Raw genomic sequence first — 16,893 nt, 5'->3', positions numbered from 1 at the left:
AAGCAAATGCTTCCGAAGCAGGTTTTGCTCGCGAAAAAGGTTAATCACAGAGGTTCGCAAAACTTTGAGGGAGGTAAAGAGATGGAACGAGGCACGACGCTGTTTTTGCTCAAAAACGACCGGACGGGTGCGTTTGACGGATCGGTCATCGGCATTTCAATTACGGGCGCGGTCAATGCGAAGCCGCTCGAGATGGAAATGGGCTTTCGTCTGGACGGCGGCTTTATCGAGCTTGCCCGGAGCAGGGAGCTGGGGCAGCTGCAGTCCTTTACGCTTGAGGCGACGATCGAACCCGACCGGGTCGGCGGAAAACGCCAAAACATTTTGGAGGCACAAAGCCCTTCGGTCGCTTTGTTTATCGAAGCGAACGGCAAGCTCGTCGGTTCCGTACATACGGCGGCCGGCTGGGTGAGCGTCGACAGCGGCAGCACGCTTGTGCAGGCGGGACGAACGTCTCGCGTCCGGTTGACCCGCGGCGATAACGGACAGATGGAGCTGCAGATCGACGACAAGACGGTCGGCAGCAGCTCGGTGCCCGGCCCGATTCAGAACGTAGGCGAGCTCGGCTTCAAGATCGGCGCAGGCATTGACGGCAAGGCGTACGCGTATGCCGGCAGAATCAGCAACGTCGCGGTCCGGAGCGGCGCGGTAGACGGCGCATTCAACGCAGGCCTGCAGCAGCGATCGTCGGCGATCGAGCAATCGGTCCGCAGCGCCACCGGCATCCAGGACATCGCCGTCAACCTGATTCCGGACGTGAGCCGCTCGCGGCTGCAGCCGATCAAGGATTTGATGAATGCCGCGGGCGTGGAACGGCTGTCCGATCTGGAAACGCTGAAGCTGACGACCAAGACGGTGATGACGCCCGGCAAAGTCGTCGTCGCTCCGCGCAAAAGCATTGCGGTGGCTATCGATTGGAAAGCGGTTGCAGCCGCGCTGGGGATAGCGACAAGCGGTGGCATCATACGCGAAAACCTCGCCAAGTATTTGGCCAACCGGAACAGCGTGCCGACCTTGCGCCGGATCACCGCTTCTCCGCCGGTCATTTCCGCGCCTTCTGCCGGTTCGGTTAACACAGCCCCGGCAGCGGGAATCAACCCGGCATCGCCTGTGACGCCGCCGTTGCGCACGACGCTCTCGGCCTCGGCGCTCGGCTCGCCGCTTATCGCTAAACGTACCGGCGCGGTGATGCCGACGATCGTGCTGCGCGAAAGCCCGGCGCTTCGCAAGCCGGCCGAACCGAGCGTCATGTCGGGGGTGTTCACCATCGACAAGGACGCGATCCGGCTGAACGACAGCTCGCTGATCGCCAAGCTCGAAGCGGGCAACCCCGCACAGTGGCCGATCACCTCGGAGCAGCCGGTGCACGTCTATTCGCTGACGAAAATTCCCGTTACTTCCGCGGTTATGATCGCGCAGACGATCGACCTGACGAATACGGAGCTCGTCATCGAACCGGACGTCACGACCTTTTATTTGATTGCAGAGAAAGTCATTTGCGGAGCCAATGCAAAAATCACCTGGCGCAAGCCGGGCGGAAGCACGCCTCCGCGGCTTGATAACCCGGATTTGAACGGACGCGGATGGTCCGGCGTGCATACGAAGCCGAATTCGCGGGACGGGCTGGACGGCGAAGACGGCCGTGCAGGCGAGTCGGGCATTAACGGCGCGAAAGGTCAGAATGCGCCTCATCTGGAAATATGGGTCAAGGAAATGAGCGCCATGCCGAATATCGACTTCAGCGGCGAAGAAGGGCGAAAAGGCGGAACCGGCCAGCGCGGCGGACGCGGCGGCGACGGCGCGGACGGCCATGTCGGCGAACGCTGGTGGTTGTTCGGCTGGCACTGCAGCGCCGACCCCGGCGACGGGGGCGACGGCGGCGACGGAGGCGACGGCGGGAGAGGCGGACGCGGCGGCAACGGCGGCGCAGGCGGCAATATTACGATCGGCGTCCTGGACGGAACGCTGGAATCGACGGTCACGAACAAAGCGTTCAAGCTGAAAAATCAAGGAGGCGCAATCGGACGCGGCGGCGACGGCGGTCCCGGCGGAGCGCCGGGAGCGGGAGGCATCAGCGGCGTCGGCGAAACGTGCAAAGACGCGCGCAACGGCCGGAAAGGCGACCAAGGCCAGCCCGGACGGGCGGGGATCGACGGCGCTTACGCAGGTCTCGACGGCAGCATTCGTTTCTTCGAATTTTCGGAGGACGCATGGGAGGATTTGCTGACGCGCCCGTGGGTCTCAGAAATTACGCCGTCGCAGGCGTTTCCCGGCGACGCCGTCATCCTGCGCGGGAGCCATTTCACAAGTCACGACCGCGTCCTGCTGGACGGCGCGGTGCTCGTGCCGGCCGTGAACGCCGACGAGAGCCTGACGGTAACGATCCCGGCCGGCTCGGCGGGGGGCGAGAAATCGATCAGCGTCCGGCGGGAGGACGGGACGGAGAGCAACCGGCTGACGCTGCGCATCAAGCCGCAGCTGAACGCGCTGAGCGGCGGGCTCGTTCCCGGCGCGACCGTCACGCTGACCGGCCGCGCGTTTCTGAGCGGCGCGGCGGTCCTGGTGAACGGCGCCGCGGTACCGGCGAATGTGACCGGTCCGACGCAGCTGACGTACGTCATGCCGGGAACCGGCGGCGGAGGCAGCTCCGGCGGAAGCGCGACGGTGCAGGTCCGCAATCCGGACGGTCTCGTCAGCAACAGCCGAACGGCCAAGAAGGCCTCAGTGCTTGAGGTGCCGTTCAAATACGGCGTGCATAACCTGCCGTTCCGCAATTTCTCGGACGGCGTCCCGAGCTGGGGCACGTACCAGGATACGTTCGGCGCGGCGGAAATTTGGCACGAGCAGCTCGATCCGATCTTCGGCCATCCGATATTAACGGCGGCATTTTACGGCTTCTATCAACATTTTCTGAAAGGCGAAGATAACGGCGGCCTTGCCACGGGCTTCTGCACGTCGATGGCCGCGATCGTGGCCGACAATTACTGGACGGGGCGCAACGACACGCACACGCTGACTAAAGAAAGCCTGCATGAGCAGCTGACGGCGGTCCACGGCCGGCTGCTGAGCCGCGAAAGCCTTCTTCATTTTCACGACCAGGGTCTCGAAGGAATCAAGCGGGTGGCGAAGACGTACCGGGAGATCGAGCGCACGTTCCTGCGCGGCTGCGACCGCGACAATGCGCCGCTTCTGTTCTTCATTCCCGCCGGCGAGGTGTGGGATGCGGGCTACCAGGAGAAGCTGAAGGATTCGCACTGCGTCATGCCTTATAAATTCGTCTATCCTCCCGAGCATCCGGGACCGCAGCTGTCGCCCGACGGCAGCACGACCGTCACCGATCTGGACGGCGTCCAGATGTTCGTCTGGGACTGTAATTTCCCGACGGATTCGGCGGAAGACAACGGACCGAACTGCCGGCTCGTCTTCCGGCGCAGCGGCAGCGATTTCGCCTTCGATTACATCGGGGGCGACGGCGCTACGAAATTCCGCAGCGAGGACGGCATTACGCTCGGCATGATGACGAACGGACAATATTTGCTGGCCGACCATGATCTTCCGTTCAGCGGTCCGTTCGGCCTGACCCGCTTCGTTATCGATTTCCTGCTGTCGCCGGCCGATATGCAGATTACCGACGAGAATGGTCTGACGACGGGGCGGTTCGGTTCGCAGCTGCAGGCGAACATTCCGGGCAGCCTCCCGTGCTACCTCGTCCCCGGCGCCTATATGCTGCCGGAAAATGTCCCGCTTACGCGCAAAATCGTCGGCACCGGTGACGGCACCTACACCTACAATTCGATTTTGCCAAACGGCGTCTCGATCGTCATTTCGGACGTCGCCACGCACAAAGGGCAGGAGGATGTTCTGGCCGCCAATGCCGACTGCACCCAGCTTCGTTTTACGCCGGGCGCGGAGAAGAACTTCACCCTGACGCTTGCGCGGCAGGTGGAGGATCAGGTGCGGGCCGTCGCGATTATGGGGATCGGCGGCGGACCGTCGTCCGGGCTCGACATTACGCTGTCCCCGGAAATGTCGCTTGTCCGTGTCGGCAACCGCAGCGGCTCTAAAACCGTCGACGTCCGCGCGTTCGCGGTTCACAAGGGGGCGGAGGTTCCGCTCAACGGCCGGGTCGCCGGTGTCCAGCTTCCGGCGAACAACGATCTGGTCGTATCCGTATCGGACTGGACGGCGGCGCTTCAATTGAACGTTCAAACCGTCAGCTTTAACTGACCTTTCGGCTTGCTGTATAAAGCCGTGCGGGCAGCGGGTTGCATCAACCTGCCGCGACCGCGCGGCTTCTTTTTTTGTCATGCTTGACGAAACATTTTGCCGGGCATAGACGTATCGATTGTCATGTGTCCGGCAAGCACGCCGGTTTGCAGTCGGCTGCGTCTGCCTGCTTACTGCGAGGCCAAAGCGGTATTCTCGATACGGTGGAAGGTTGGTTTCATGCATTAAAGTAAGCGGCTATAATAAGTGAAGTGATATTTGCTCGGGTTATCGCCCGTTTCCGCGCTTTTCCCGCGCCTCCGGCTGTTTGCGGCCGGGGGCGTGCTTGCGTTATGATGCTGAAAGAACCGGTTTCGTCCCATTGGCGGACGAGAACGGGAACGGTGCGCTTCAGTCGCATTTCATCATTGGATAAAACGGAGGGGTTCGGGTGACGAAGATCAGGCTGAGCGTGCTCGATCAGACGCCGGTGCCGCAGGGCGGCACGGCCGCGGAGGCGCTGCAGGAGACGGTGAAGCTGGCGCAGCTGGCGGAACGGCTCGGCTATACCCGGTTCTGGGTGGCCGAGCATCATAATATGCCGAGTCTGGCGCATTCCAGCCCGGAAGTGTTCCTATCGCATATCGCCGCGCGGACGGATTCGATCCGCGTCGGCTCGGGCGGGGTCATGCTGCCGCATTACAGCGCGTATAAAGTGGCCGAAAATTTCCGCCTGCTCGAAGCGCTGTATCCGGGACGCATCGACCTTGGCCTCGGCCGGGCGCCGGGCGGCATGCCGATCGTCACGCGGGCGATGCAGGAAGGGCGGATCGGCGGCATCGACCGGTATCCGCAGCAGATCGACGACCTGATGCATTATTTAAACCTGGCGCGCCGCGCGGAGCATCGCTTCCCCGGCCTGCAGGCGCTGCCCGAGGTTGAAGGGGCGCCGGAAATTTGGCTGCTCGGCTCCAGCGGCGACAGCGCGATGCTGGCCGCGGAGCGCGGACTGTCGTTCGCGTTCGCCCAGTTCATCAACGGCGCCGGCGGGGAGTCGGCCGTCCGCTATTTCCGCGAACGGTTCGAGCCGTCCGCGCAGGGGACGGCGCCGAAGTCGATGGTTGCCATTTTCGCCGTCTGCGCCGACACGGACGAAGAGGCGGAGCGGCTCGCGGCCAGCATCGATTATCAGTTTGTCATGCTGGAGCAGGGCCGACTGACGGACGGCGTCGTGCCGCCGGAGCAGGCGCTGGCGTACGCTTATTCGCCCGTCGAGCGGATGCGCCTGCGGGAGAACCGCAAGCGGATGGTCGTCGGCTCGCCGGCGGCGGTGCGGGAGCGTCTGCTGGCCATGAGCGAGGCGTACGGCACGGACGAAATCATGATCGCCACAATCATGTACGACTACGAAGCGAAGCGGCGGTCGTACGAGCTGCTTGCCGATGCGTTCGAGCTGAATGCCCGCGCGTAAGGGACGTTTGCTGCACCGGGGGAGCGAGCTTGCGCAAAATGCGCGGCCGCTCCTTTTTCTACGAAATGGATGCTACACGCCTCTTGTGCGCTGTTTTTGTTACAATGATAAAAAGAATGCCGGTCTGTAATTGAAAAAAGGAATATGCACCTGCATCGCAGCCCGCAAAATATACGGAGGAGCAGCTCGTAAACGAGTCATCGGCAAAGGTGGTGTGACATGAACACCCATGTCCAACAGGTGGTTTCAGATTATTTTAACGGCCCGCTGAAGCTTCAAAGCGCATTTCCCTTCGTTGCGGAGGCTTTGGGCACCGCATTGATCGCGGTTACCGGAAGCTATTCAATCGGAACGTTTAACGAAACATCGGATCTCGATTTGGAATTGATCCTGCCTGACGAGCGATACCTCGCTTTGGTCGACCGGGCGGGCGGGGTCCAGCACTTGTGGGTTCACGACGGGGATCATCGGCCCTTAATGGATATTAAAATGCGGCCCTTGAGCTGGCTTCAAGCCCGGCTGAATGGAAGCGATCCGGAGGTTCTATGGATATACCGTCACGCGGTTGCGATCCAGGATCGCGAGCAGGTGCTGCCGCAGCTGCTCCATGATGCAGCCAAGCGATTTCATCTCACGCTGCCCGATTTAATCAAACAGGCTTACAAAGACTTTCGCACGGGAGTTACCGTTGAGGCGGCACGGGAACCTCTAGGCAAATCGATTATGATGAACCGAACAATCGAATCCGCGCTGGCCTTACCTTTTCTTGTACGCAACGAGCCTTATCCTTACCCGAAGTGGAAAAGGTTTTGGCTCAACAACAGCCACGAGCAAGGGGCGGAAATTGTAACGCTTTGTGAACAATGGATCGCCGGGAACCCCGTATATCGAACGTTAAGGAACGTCATGGATTCCATCTTGACCGAGGCGGGTTATCGGGATTTAACGACCCACTTCTGGCGAAAGGCTTAATTATCACGGGGATCGGGCTGCACCGCCGTATAACGCCGGTTGATCCGCGCCAACTGCTGCTGCGGGGCTGGGCGTTCCGGGCAGCCGGGCGAAAAGCACGCCCGTAAACAAGCCGGCCGTTCTTGCCTTGATGGCAGCGGCCGTTTCTTTTGTCTTGACCCTCACATCGATGTCATCGTTTAAAATAAACGTGCGCCTGTACCGCATATAACGGAAGGGGACGGGACTTATGAAAATCGGAGAGCTGTCGGCGCGGACGGGGGTCAGCATCCGCTCGCTCCGCTATTACGAGCAGCAGGGGCTGCTCGCGCCGGTTCGGCAGGACAACGGCTACCGGGAATATTCGCCGCTTGCCGAGGAACAGGTGCGCGTCATCCAGTTTTACCTCTCGCTCGGGATATCGACCGTTCAAATCGCCGGCTTCCTGCACTGCGTGCTCCAGCGCAAGGAAAGGTTCTGCTCGGAGGTGCTCCCGATCTATAAGCAGAAGCTGGGGGAAATCGACGAGCAGATCCGCCTGCTGCAAAACATTAAAACAAATCTTGAGGATCGCATCCGTTCGATCGTCGAAGAGGAGGAAGAAGATGAGTGTTCAAGCTGTCAATGATGCGACGTTTCGCGGGGCGATTCGCGCCGAAGGCGTAACGCTGGCCGATTTCGGCGCCCCGTGGTGCCCGCCCTGCCGGGCGCTGGAGCCGGTCATCGAAGAGCTGGCCGGCGAATTCGGGAACCGGGCAGCGGTCGTGGCGGTCAACTGCGACGAATCGCCGAAAACGGCGGCCGATTTCGGCGTCATGTCGCTGCCGACCGTGATTGTTTTCCATAACGGCGAGCCTGTGGAGAAGCTGGGCGGCCTCCGGCCGGCAACCGCCTATCGATCTCTGATCGAGAAGCTGTTGTAAACAGTCGAGCGGACGGCGCAAGATTCATCCGTGCGTGAATCGCGTCCTTATGGTAAATTGAAGGTCAACAACGTAAATCGGACGATGGGAGCTGCGACATGAGCAAAGGCAATTGGGACAGCAAGCATGACGACCTGAGTAAGACGCGCGTATGGGATGATGACGAAGACGGCCTGACTGTTTGGACGGCAAAAGTTCTGGATTATGCGGAGTCTGCGGATGCTGTATCATTTTAGCGAAAATCCCGGCATCGACATGTTCGTGCCGCGTGAGCAGCCCGCCCGCATTGGCTTTCCTCCGGTTGTTTGGGCGATTGACGACGAGCATCAAATTACCTATTATTTCCCGCGCAATTGTCCGCGGATCGTTTACCGGCGGTCGGCAGGCATAAGCGCCGGGGACGAGCGGAACTTCTTTGGATTTACGGGCGCACATACCGTCGTGACGGTCGAAGCCGGCTGGTACGAAGCGATAAAAGGATGCACACTCTATCGTTACGCGCTGCCGGAGGCGGGCTTCGCATGCTTCGACCGTTCGGCGGGCTATTATATTTCGCGCGAAACGGTGCGGCCTGTCGATGTCGAGCCGGTGAACGGGCTGATCGAACGCATCCTGGAGACCGGGGCGGAGCTGCGGTTCACGCCCGATCTGCATCCGCTTCGCAATGCCATTCTATCGTCGACGGTGAAGGATTTCGGCATATACCGATTCCGATTTGCAAAGGAGCCGGGTGAAGGATGAAGGTCGTCACCTGCCCGATCGCCGCAAAACGCGCTGCTAAATCACGTACGGATGCGCTTCCATTTTCTCTGCTTCGCTGACAGCCTCTTCCAGCGTCATTCCGGCAAAATGCTGCGCATGCAGGAAACGTCCGCTTTTCTTATCGTTCACGAATGCACCGACGGCGATGCCGGGGATGACGCTTTCCACCGCATTCGGCGCTTTGGGTCCGCCCATGTCGGTTCTGCACCAGCCGGGATCCGTCAGACTAATGATGACGTTCGTGCCGTCCAGCCGCGAAGCCAGATCCTTCGTGTATTTGTCGAGCGCCGCCTTGCTGGCCGCATAGCCCGACTGCTCCGGCTCGTTCTTGATGCCGCTCGTCGTATTGACAATGCGTCCGAAGCCTCGCTCGATCATTTTCGGAATAAAGCGGTTACAAATAACCGCTGGCGCGATGAAATTGATCCGGAAGCTCGTCTCGAAATCTTCCACAGGCGTCTTGTAGTAGTCGGTCCGGTAAGCGATTTGCACGGCCGCGTTATTGAACACGATATCGACGACCGTTCCTCTCGCTTCGATTTCGTCCAGCATCGCGGTGACTTCCTCGCGGCTCGCCAGATCCGCCTGGGCGCAGTACGCATCGACCCCCAGCGCTTTAACTTCCCGCTCCACCTGCTGTGTATGCTCCAGCTTCCGGCTGTGCAGAATCAGATTGCAGCCTTGTTTGGCCATAAAGATGGCTGTCTGATATCCGACGCCCCGGCTTGCGCCGGTAAGAAGTGCCCATCTTCCTTTTACATTCATCAACACGCCAAGCTCCCTCCTATTTTTCAATCAAAGGCAAGGTTAACTTTTCGGCTGACTTTCGCTATACGGCGGCAGCCGTTTACAAAAGCGAAGCGAAATATCGTTTCAGCGCCGATGTCACCAGCGTGTGGTCCTGATCGCCGGGCAGGCCGGAAACCGCAACGGCTCCGATGACGCCGGCGCCGCGCACGCGGATCGGAAACGCGCCGTTGTACGGGGCATACTGCGAAGGATCGAGAAAATAACGCTCCGCAATCGTTTTGCCGGAGCCTCGCAGCTCCGTTTCCAGATAAAACGAGCTGCGCCCGAAGCGCTCCACGACCCGCGCCTTGCGGGCGGCCCAATCGTCGTTGTCGGCGGAAGTGCCCTCGAACGCATAATGAAACAGCTGCTGAGCGCCCTTGCGGATTTCGATGGTCACGGCTTTGCCCTGCGCCTTGGCCAGCTCGATAATCGTCAGTCCGATCTGCAGTGCTGTGTCATGGGTGAACGAATCGAACTGCAGCTCTTCTTCTTCCCGAATCAGCTCGTCCAGCGAACGCCCGGATGTCATAAGCGATGTTCCCTCCGTCAGTCATAGATGGAAAGCCCTGGTTGCCCCCAGTATATCATAAACGCGTGTTTATTCAAGGGCGTTTTTCGGTGGACCGCAAAAAAAAGTTTTTAAAATAGCGCTTGACAGCGCTTTATCGGCGTGTGGTATATTGAAACCGTAAACGCGCGTTTACGAAAGAGGTAGGCAACTTTTGAAAACCAATCCTATAAACAGCGCCGAGATCGCCCGGCTCGCCGGCGTTTCCAGAAGCACGGTCAGCCGGGTGATCAACAATTACGCCAACGTTCCCGCGGAAACGCGTGACAAAGTGTTGAAAGTGATCGAGCAGCACAATTATTTTCCCAACGTGTCTGCCCGGGTCCTGGCCGGCAAACGGGCGTGCACGATCGGCCTTTTTCTGATCGAGCCGCGCAGGGTGTCCGGCGACGTTCTGACGAACGGGCTGATCGTCAGCGTCATTGAACACGCTTCGGCCTGCGGCTATTACGTCCTGACGCATATCATTCGCGACGCCAAGGACAGTCGCACGGCGAAGGACGTCAAGGAAATTTTTTACCAGCACAGAATCGACGGGGGGATCTTTATCGGCGCGGCGAACGGCGAGCCGCTCATCGAAGCGCTGGTCGAGCAGGGCTTTATGGTCGGCGTCGTGGACCAGCAGCCGGCCGGTCCGAAACCGAACCGGATCGTCGCCAATTTCAACAACGATTCGGGCATGAAGCAGGCGGTCGCTTATTTGGCGGGTCTCGGCCATACCCGGATCGGCATTATTAACGGGGACTTGAACCGGCTCTCCGGCGTGACCAAATACGAGGGCTTCCGCAATGCCATGCGCATGTGCGGCATCGGCGTCAACCCGGATTGGGTGCTGCCCGGCGATTTTCACGAGGAAAGCGGCTATGAGGCCATCCACCTGATGCTCCGCAGCGGGTGCGAGCTGCCCACCGCCGTCATTGCGGCCAACGACAGCGTCGCGTTCGGCGCAATCCGGGCGCTGAAAGAGCAGGGGCTGAAGGTGCCGGAGGATATGTCCGTCATCGGCTTCGACGACCATGCGCTGAGCCGGCTGCATCATCCCGCTTTGACGACGATCCGGGTCGATTTCAGCGACATGCTGAAGCACCTGACCTCGATCCTGATCGCCAAAATCGAGGATGCGGAGGACATCGACAAAGAAATCACGCTGGACTGCAGTTTGGTTATCCGCGATTCGTGCAGAAGAATCTAGCTTTATTTCGGCAAATATAAACACGCGTTCATAGGATCGGCGCTGCCGCCGGCGGCCGTTTCCTGCGAACGGCCCGCGAAGAAGGCGGCCGGATGGCACGGACGCGGCATCGCCGATTCGCAGACTTCGGAAGGATCGGAAGGGTCGGAAGGAATGAGGATTCGGCCTTCCGTGGACGCATCAACATTACGGATGGAGGGCGAACGATTGAAAACGCTTAAAGAACCGCGCAAGGTGGAGAAACGGAACGTCATCAGCTATCTGGAGACGATGGACGTCGAAAGCGGGGAGCGCGAGCTTCTGGCCGAGTTCGACGATCTGATCGAAGCGCCGAACTGGACCGCGGACGGCAAGAGGCTCATTTACAACAGCGGCGGCCTGCTCTATTCGTTCGATTTGGCGACAAAAGCCGGCACGGCGATCGATTCGGGATTCGCGAATCAGTGCAATAACGACCATGTGCTCTCGCCGGACAATAAGCGTATCGCGGTCAGCCATCATACGAGGGAAGACGCCCAGTCGCGCATTTACATTTTCCCGCTGGCAGGCGGGCAGCCGGTTCTCGTGACGCCGATGGCGCCGAGCTACCTGCACGGCTGGTCTCCCGACGGGAAAACGCTGTCGTACTGCGCGGAACGCAACGGACAGTACGACATTTATACCATTCCGGCGGACGGCGGCGTCGAGACGCAGCTGACCGATACGGAGGGGCTGGACGACGGGCCCGAATATTCGCCGGACGGCCGTCACATCTGGTTCAACTCTACGCGCTCAGGGCTCATGCAGGTGTGGCGCATGAACGCGGACGGCAGCGAGCAGAAGCAGATGACGTTTGACGAGAGCAACAACTGGTTTCCGCACGTTTCGCCCGACGGCGGCAAGGTTGTTTTTCTCGCCTACCGCAAAGGCGACGTCGCGCCGAATGATCATCCCGCAAACAAGAACGTCGAGCTCCGGCTGATGGACAGCGCCGGCGGTCCGTTTCGGACCTTGGCTGAGCTGTTCGGCGGACAAGGGACGATCAACGTCAACTCGTGGTCGCCCGACAGCAGGCGGATCGCTTTTGTCAGCTATAAGGTGAAGGGCTAACTCAGCGTCAGACGCTTGCCCGTGAACGATGCGGTCCGGCAGGCGGTCGAAAGGGGGATGCAGCGTGAACGTGAAGAAGAAAGCCCGGATCGGCATGATCGGCTACAGGTTTATGGGAAAGGCGCACAGCCACGCCTATCGCGATCTGCCCTTCTACTTCGATACGCCGGTGGAGCCGGTGCTGCAGGCGGTCGCGGGCCGCAGCGAGGCGGAAGTCGGCAGGGCGGCCGATAAATTGGGCTGGCTGTCCTGGGAAACGGACTGGCGGCGGCTGCTGGAGCGGCCGGATATCGACGTCATCGATATCGGCGCGCCGAACCATCTGCATGCGGAAATCGCGATTGCGGCCGCGGAAGCGGGCAAGCACGTCATCTGCGAGAAGCCGCTGGCGGTCAGCGCGGACAAGGCGGCCGAAATGCTGGACGCCGTCCGGAAAGCCGGCGTCGTGCATATGGTGTGCCACAATTACCGGTTCGCTCCGGCGGTGCAGATGGCTCGCAAGCTGATCGCGGAAGGGCGTCTCGGGACGATTTACCATTTTCGCGGCGAATATTTGCAGGACTGGCTCGCGGATCCGAGCCTGCCGCTTAACTGGCGCCTTCGCAAGGCGGACAGCGGGTCCGGAGCGCACGGGGATTTGATGTCGCACGTGGTCGATCTGGCGCGGTACCTTGTCGGCGAAATCGCCGAAGTGTCCGGCATGCTGCATACGTTCGTGCAGGAGAGGCCGATTGACGGCAGGCCGGGCGAGAAGGGGCGGGTCGACGTCGACGACTCCTCGTCGTTTCTGGCCAAATTCGCGTGCGGCGCCCTCGGCGTATTCGAGGCAAGCCGGTTCGCGAGAGGAAACCGCAACGGCAACCGGTTCGAGATCAACGGCTCCAAAGGCTCGCTCCGCTGGGATATGGAAAACATGAACGTGCTGCAATTGTACCTCGAAGACGATCCCCAAGGGGTTCAGGGGTTTCGCACGATTTCGTGCACGGAGGCGGTTCACCCGCTGGCGGGCAGCTATTGGCCGGCCGGACACATTATCGGTTACGAGCATACGTTCATCAACATGATGGCCGCGTTCATGGAAGGTCTGTACCGGGGCGTCAGCCCGTCCCCGAATTTCGAGGACGGCTACCGCAATCAGCTGCTGCTGGAAGCGGTCGAGCGGTCGGCGGCAAGCAGGCAGTGGATCGCCGTCCCGCCGTACTGACTGAAAACGCGCGTTTACGGCGGACGCAACCACACGCTGTAATCGCTTTCATATAGATGCCGTCCGCCGTCTTTTTGTTTAAGCTTCAAAGGGTGTGTCGTACCGCAAAAAAAGGGAGGTAATTGCAAGTGAACAAGACGATCACCAAACGGGCAGTACCGCTTTTTGTCAGTGCAGCGCTTTTGACCAGCGTCGCCGCTTGTACGGGCGGCGGCAATGACAAGGGCTCGAATTCGGGCTCGGACAGCGCCGAATTGCCGGACGCAAACGGCAAATACGCGCAGCCGGTCACGATGAACTGGGCCGTCCAGACCGCGGCGGCTTCGAAGCTGCTCGACAACGAAACCTACGATGACAACCGCTGGAGCCGCCTAATCAAGGACAAGCTCAACATCGATCTCAAGGTCGCCTTTTCCGCCGACAGCAGCACCGACGCCTACAAAAACAAGCTGAACGCCGTCATCGCTTCCGGCGACCTTCCCGACATTTTCAAAACGCAGGATGCGAACGTGTTCCTGCAGCTGGCGCAGAACGGGCAGCTGGCCGATCTCACCGACGTTTTTAACAAATATGCATCCGATTCGATCAAGGAATACCAGAAACGGTTCCCCGATTCGTTCAAGGGCGCAACGGTCAACGGGAAGCTTTATGCCATCCCGCGCATGAACGACAACTTCCATGAGGCGCCGTTCCTCTGGATTCGCGAAGACTGGCTGAAGCGGACCCATTCCCAGCCGCCGAAAACCGTCGAAGAAATGGTCGCGCTCGCCGAGAAATTCGCCAAAGGCGATCCGGACGGTGACGGCATCAACGGCGACACGTACGGTCTGGCGCTCAACAAGGATCTCATCCGTCAAAACCACGGCAGCATTCTCGGTCTCGTCTCGGCCTTCGGCGTCCCCGGACGCGACGAAAGCATGTTCTACCGCGACGAGAACGGCAAAATGACGTTCGCCTGGATCCAGCCGAACATGAAGAAGGCGCTTGCCCTGCTCGCGGATATGTACAAGAAAGGCCTGATCAACAAGGAATTTACGAGCAAGGACGAATCGGCGCTGGTCGAAGACATTACGAGCGGCAAAATCGGCATGGCGTACGGCAGCAACTGGGGCACCTGGTATCCTTACAACAACGTGTACAAGAAAGACGGCGTGATCGTCCATCCGTACCCGATTCCGACCGAGTCCGGCATCGATTACAAAATCGGCATCGAGAGCAACGCAGTCGGCCAGATGACGATGGTGAGCGCGAACTACAAGCATCCCGAAGCGGCGATCGAAATTTTGAATTTGTACGACAAAACGGTCAATTACTCCACGGCCGACGATTACAAGAAATATTGGGCGGACGAGCAGTACAGGCTCTCCCCGGTGTATATCGACATGCCGGGTGAGGTTTTCGCATCCGATATCCAGAAGGCGCTTGACAAAAAATCGTCCGACGGCCTGCCGCCAGCCGCAAAACCACTGTACGACTACACCGTGGGCTTCGAGAACGGGACGATGAAAAACGACGACAACGCCTTCGGAACCTGGGGGCAGATGTCCAAAGAGGGCTCGCTGCCGATCGTCCTGAACAAATATATCCCGGACAAGGCGATCGTGCAGAGCATTCTGGGCATTCAGCGGCCCGACGTGTGGCTGACCAACGTGGCTTCACTGGATACGCTCACGATCACGGCTTTCACCGACATCATCACCGGCGCCAAGCCCGTCGATTACTTCGACACCTTCGTGCAGCAGTGGCTTAAGGCGGGCGGCCAGCAAACGCTCGACGAGATGGACAAGCTTTACCCGGCCGGCAGCTAAGCGATTCCTAAAGCGGCCTGCGGCGGATTCGCTTCGCCGCAGGCCCGCCGGTCCTATTTTAAGCTACAGGTGGTGGAAAACGGATGTTTGCAGCTTTGAAACGGAAGGACAAGCTGATCAGGGAGCTTCCCTTGTACATCATGCTGATCCCCGCGGTTGTGCTGGTGGCGATCTTCAGCTACGGCTCCATGGGGGGCGTTATTATCGCTTTTCAGAAATTCGTTCCGGCGAAAGGGATGTTCGGCGACCAGCAGTGGATCGGCCTTCAAAATTTTCATACGCTGTTCGCGATGCCCAACATCGGGCCGGTTATCCGCAATACCGTTATTATCGCCTTTTGCAAAATGATCGCGGGAATCGTGGTGCCGGTCGTGTTCGCGCTGCTGCTCAACGAAGTCCGGCATGTGCTGACGAAGCGTATGTTTCAGACTTTGGTCTATTTGCCGCATTTCCTGTCCTGGGTCATTTTATCCGGCATTCTGATCAATGTGCTGTCGCCGACCGGGGGATTCGTCAACGTTCTCCTTGGCAAGGTCGGCATCCAGCCGATTTATTTTCTCGGCAGCCCGACCGCGTTTCCCATTACGATGGTCGTGACCGATATTTGGAAGGGCTTCGGCTTCGGATCGGTCATTTATTTGGCTTCTCTGACGAGCATCAATCCGGCGCTTTACGAAGCCGCCGTCATCGACGGCGCGAACCGCTGGAAGCAAACTCTGCACATTACGCTGCCCGGCATCTCGTCGATGATCGTGCTGATGACGGTGCTCGGCCTGGCCAACATTTTGAACGGCGGGTTCGACCAAATTTACAATATGTACAGTCCCGTCGTATATTCCACGGGCGATATTTTGGATACCTTCGTGTTCCGGCTCGGAATCGAGCAGGCGCAATACGCGCTGTCCACGGCCGCTGGCCTGTTCAAGTCCGGCGTGTCGATGATTTTCATTATCGTTTCCTATTATTTGGCCGATAAATTCACCGGATATCGAGTCTTCTGAAAGGAGGACAGAAACCATGACGATCAAGGCGTCCCTGCCGCGCAAAATATTTCTGGTGTGCAATACCGTTTTCCTGCTGCTGATCGCATTTGTATGCGTGGCGCCGTTCATTAACCTGCTGGCGGTTTCTTTTTCGGACAAAGTTGCGGTCGAAGCGGGCGAGGTGACGTTTTTTCCGATCGGCTTTACGACGGTTTCGTATGAATTCATTACGAATACCTCGAAATTTTTCGTTTCGCTGCTGATCTCGCTGAAGCGGGTGGCGATCGGCGTGCCGCTTAATTTGCTGCTGATCATCATTACGGCATATCCGCTCTCCAAGTCGAAGACGGATTTTGGCGCACGGAACATTTTTTCCTGGTTTTTTGTCGTGACCATCCTGTTCAATGCCGGGCTGATCCCGACGTATATGGTAGTCCGGACGACCGGGCTGATCGATTCCGTCTGGTCGCTCGTGCTGCCGGGCGCGCTTCCCGTATTCAGCATGCTGGTCGTGATGAACTATATGCGCAGCCTGCCGAAGGAGCTGCTGGAAGCGGCGTATATCGACGGCGCGGGCCATGTGCAGACGCTGCTCCGCGTCGTGCTGCCGGTGTCGCTGCCCACGATTGCGACCGTAACGCTGTTCTCGGTCGTCGATCATTGGAACAGCTGGTTCGACGGCATGATTTATATGAACCATATCGAGAACTATCCGCTGCAGACCTACCTGCAGACGGTTGTCGTAAATCCGCAGGAATTTATGCGCAACAACACCGATCTCAGCGGCAACCTGTCCAAATATTTGTCGCTGGTCAGCGCCCGCACGACGGGTGCCGCGCAAATGTTCCTGGCCATGATCCCGATTCTGCTTATCTATCCGTACCTGCAAAAGTATTTTACGACCGGTCTTGTGATGGGCAGCGTCAAGGAATAATATGGAAGGA

The 16,893-nt window shown here is 59.2% G+C and carries 15 protein-coding genes; 13 read left to right on the top strand and 2 right to left on the bottom strand.

Translation table 11 applies throughout. The features are described 5' to 3' along the window. The first annotated feature begins 81 nt into the window (after positions 1–81). The 7 genes from PD282_RS22110 to PD282_RS22080 all read left to right on the top strand — a co-directional run bounded on the left by PD282_RS22110 (position 82) and on the right by PD282_RS22080 (position 8,292). On the top strand, positions 82–4,227 hold the full coding sequence (locus PD282_RS22110; RefSeq protein ID WP_274653256.1) for a LamG-like jellyroll fold domain-containing protein: 4,146 nt from the start codon (positions 82–84) through the stop codon (positions 4,225–4,227). Between the two features lie 439 nt (positions 4,228–4,666). Then, positions 4,667–5,677, top strand: a complete 1,011-nt coding sequence (locus PD282_RS22105) for an LLM class flavin-dependent oxidoreductase (RefSeq protein ID WP_274655420.1) — start codon at positions 4,667–4,669, stop codon at positions 5,675–5,677. A gap of 219 nt (positions 5,678–5,896) precedes the next feature. Then, entirely contained in the window at positions 5,897–6,649 is a 753-nt protein-coding gene (locus PD282_RS22100; protein ID WP_274653255.1) for a nucleotidyltransferase domain-containing protein, read from the top strand. Between the two features lie 229 nt (positions 6,650–6,878). Further along, a complete protein-coding gene (locus PD282_RS22095) occupies positions 6,879–7,256 on the top strand; it encodes a MerR family transcriptional regulator (protein ID WP_274653254.1) in 378 nt (125 codons plus the stop codon). Beyond that, positions 7,234–7,551, top strand: coding sequence for a thioredoxin family protein (locus PD282_RS22090; RefSeq protein WP_274653253.1), 318 nt, complete (start codon positions 7,234–7,236; stop codon positions 7,549–7,551). Before PD282_RS22095 ends, PD282_RS22090 begins: the two co-directional genes overlap by 23 nt. A gap of 98 nt (positions 7,552–7,649) precedes the next feature. Further along, complete coding sequence (locus tag PD282_RS22085) at positions 7,650–7,787, top strand: hypothetical protein (RefSeq protein ID WP_274653252.1); 138 nt, start codon at positions 7,650–7,652, stop codon at positions 7,785–7,787. Then, complete coding sequence (locus tag PD282_RS22080) at positions 7,771–8,292, top strand: DUF6886 family protein (RefSeq protein WP_274653251.1); 522 nt, start codon at positions 7,771–7,773, stop codon at positions 8,290–8,292. The genes PD282_RS22085 and PD282_RS22080 overlap by 17 nt, the downstream gene beginning before the upstream one ends. Positions 8,293–8,328: 36 nt before the next feature. Here PD282_RS22080 and PD282_RS22075 read toward each other — a convergent pair whose 3' ends face one another. Both PD282_RS22075 and PD282_RS22070 read right to left on the bottom strand, forming a co-directional pair. Continuing rightward, the gene (locus PD282_RS22075) at positions 8,329–9,078 is read right to left on the bottom strand and encodes an SDR family NAD(P)-dependent oxidoreductase (protein ID WP_274655419.1); all 750 of its coding nucleotides are present in this window, start codon (positions 9,076–9,078) and stop codon (positions 8,329–8,331) included. A gap of 82 nt (positions 9,079–9,160) precedes the next feature. Further along, complete coding sequence (locus PD282_RS22070) at positions 9,161–9,634, bottom strand: heme-degrading domain-containing protein (RefSeq protein WP_274653249.1); 474 nt, start codon at positions 9,632–9,634, stop codon at positions 9,161–9,163. 193 nt (positions 9,635–9,827) lie between these two features. On the opposite strand from PD282_RS22070, the gene PD282_RS22065 reads away from it, so the two are divergent. From PD282_RS22065 to PD282_RS22040, 6 genes are all read left to right on the top strand, one after another. Further along, the gene (locus PD282_RS22065; RefSeq protein WP_274653248.1) at positions 9,828–10,865 is read left to right on the top strand and encodes a LacI family DNA-binding transcriptional regulator; all 1,038 of its coding nucleotides are present in this window, start codon (positions 9,828–9,830) and stop codon (positions 10,863–10,865) included. Positions 10,866–11,072: 207 nt separating this feature from the next. Next, positions 11,073–11,954 (top strand): TolB family protein, encoded by an 882-nt coding sequence (locus tag PD282_RS22060; RefSeq protein WP_274653246.1) that lies wholly within the window; start codon positions 11,073–11,075, stop codon positions 11,952–11,954. A 94-nt stretch (positions 11,955–12,048) separates the two neighbouring features. Next, positions 12,049–13,158, top strand: a complete 1,110-nt coding sequence (locus PD282_RS22055; RefSeq protein ID WP_274655417.1) for a Gfo/Idh/MocA family protein — start codon at positions 12,049–12,051, stop codon at positions 13,156–13,158. 128 nt (positions 13,159–13,286) lie between these two features. Further along, entirely contained in the window at positions 13,287–14,966 is a 1,680-nt protein-coding gene (locus PD282_RS22050) for an extracellular solute-binding protein (RefSeq protein WP_274653244.1), read from the top strand. An 83-nt stretch (positions 14,967–15,049) separates the two neighbouring features. Then, the gene (locus PD282_RS22045) at positions 15,050–15,967 is read left to right on the top strand and encodes an ABC transporter permease (protein WP_274653242.1); all 918 of its coding nucleotides are present in this window, start codon (positions 15,050–15,052) and stop codon (positions 15,965–15,967) included. Positions 15,968–15,983: 16 nt separating this feature from the next. Then, positions 15,984–16,883, top strand: coding sequence for a carbohydrate ABC transporter permease (locus tag PD282_RS22040; RefSeq protein ID WP_274653240.1), 900 nt, complete (start codon positions 15,984–15,986; stop codon positions 16,881–16,883). The last annotated feature ends 10 nt before the right edge of the window (positions 16,884–16,893 follow it).

It is taken from the genome of Paenibacillus humicola, from assembly GCF_028826105.1.
In the GTDB taxonomy this organism is placed as follows: domain Bacteria; phylum Bacillota; class Bacilli; order Paenibacillales; family Paenibacillaceae; genus Paenibacillus_Z; species Paenibacillus_Z humicola.
The sequence above is the reverse complement of the archived record's forward strand: the minus strand, read 5'-3'. Positions and strand labels throughout refer to the sequence as shown.

Excerpts from the sequence above, each read along its gene's own strand:
- PD282_RS22075 (WP_274655419.1), bottom strand. The coding sequence starts at position 9,078 with ATGAATGTAAAAGGAAGATGGGCACTTCTTACCGGCGCAAGCCGGGGC.
- PD282_RS22100 (WP_274653255.1), top strand. The coding sequence starts at position 5,897 with ATGAACACCCATGTCCAACAGGTGGTTTCAGATTATTTTAACGGCCCG.
- PD282_RS22080 (WP_274653251.1), top strand. The coding sequence starts at position 7,771 with ATGCTGTATCATTTTAGCGAAAATCCCGGCATCGACATGTTCGTGCCG.
- PD282_RS22085 (WP_274653252.1), top strand. The coding sequence starts at position 7,650 with ATGAGCAAAGGCAATTGGGACAGCAAGCATGACGACCTGAGTAAGACG.
- PD282_RS22045 (WP_274653242.1), top strand. The coding sequence starts at position 15,050 with ATGTTTGCAGCTTTGAAACGGAAGGACAAGCTGATCAGGGAGCTTCCC.
- PD282_RS22040 (WP_274653240.1), top strand. The coding sequence starts at position 15,984 with ATGACGATCAAGGCGTCCCTGCCGCGCAAAATATTTCTGGTGTGCAAT.
- PD282_RS22095 (WP_274653254.1), top strand. The coding sequence starts at position 6,879 with ATGAAAATCGGAGAGCTGTCGGCGCGGACGGGGGTCAGCATCCGCTCG.
- PD282_RS22070 (WP_274653249.1), bottom strand. The coding sequence starts at position 9,634 with ATGACATCCGGGCGTTCGCTGGACGAGCTGATTCGGGAAGAAGAAGAG.
- PD282_RS22090 (WP_274653253.1), top strand. The coding sequence starts at position 7,234 with ATGAGTGTTCAAGCTGTCAATGATGCGACGTTTCGCGGGGCGATTCGC.
- PD282_RS22055 (WP_274655417.1), top strand. The coding sequence starts at position 12,049 with ATGATCGGCTACAGGTTTATGGGAAAGGCGCACAGCCACGCCTATCGC.
- PD282_RS22110 (WP_274653256.1), top strand. The coding sequence starts at position 82 with ATGGAACGAGGCACGACGCTGTTTTTGCTCAAAAACGACCGGACGGGT.